This is a genomic window from Georgenia satyanarayanai (assembly GCF_023715365.1).
GTDB classification, from domain to species: Bacteria; Actinomycetota; Actinomycetes; order Actinomycetales; family Actinomycetaceae; genus Oceanitalea; species Oceanitalea satyanarayanai_B.
Map to the genome: position 1 here is coordinate 1 of NZ_JAMBNZ010000125.1, position 437 is coordinate 437.

Genomic DNA, 437 nt, shown 5'->3' on the forward strand with positions numbered 1-437 from the left:
TTGTAGAATGTTGTAACACCTGTTGGTAACACTTCCACTTTGTTTGTAGCATTATTGGGAATAACAACCTGTGTGTTAACAGGGATATTATAAGGTGATGCGTCAGTATATTGATTATCTTTATAAGTAGCCCACCCATATTGAGTTGGTGGAACATCAGATTTAGCAGTTGTGTTATCCGTGTATGTCAATGTTAAAGATAAGTCGGGATTAAATTTAAAACTACTGATTGATTTACCGTCAGCACCTTTATCACCTTGTAATCCCTTTTCACCTTGAATTCCTTGCTGTCCTTGTGACCCACGTATATTATCAGCATTAGCGATATTACTAACTAAACCACTACTACTAAGGTATTGCCCTGTTGTAGGCTTTGTGCCACTATCACCTACCCAATCATAAATTTGTAATACAACATCATCACCACGAGCTACGGT

The 437-nt window shown here is 37.5% G+C and carries 1 protein-coding gene; it reads right to left on the minus strand.

Going from position 1 to position 437, the window contains the following annotated elements:
• Positions 1–437, minus strand: a 437-nt coding sequence (locus tag M3148_RS17315; RefSeq protein ID WP_251305962.1) for a hypothetical protein, incomplete at both ends; no start/stop codon positions are given.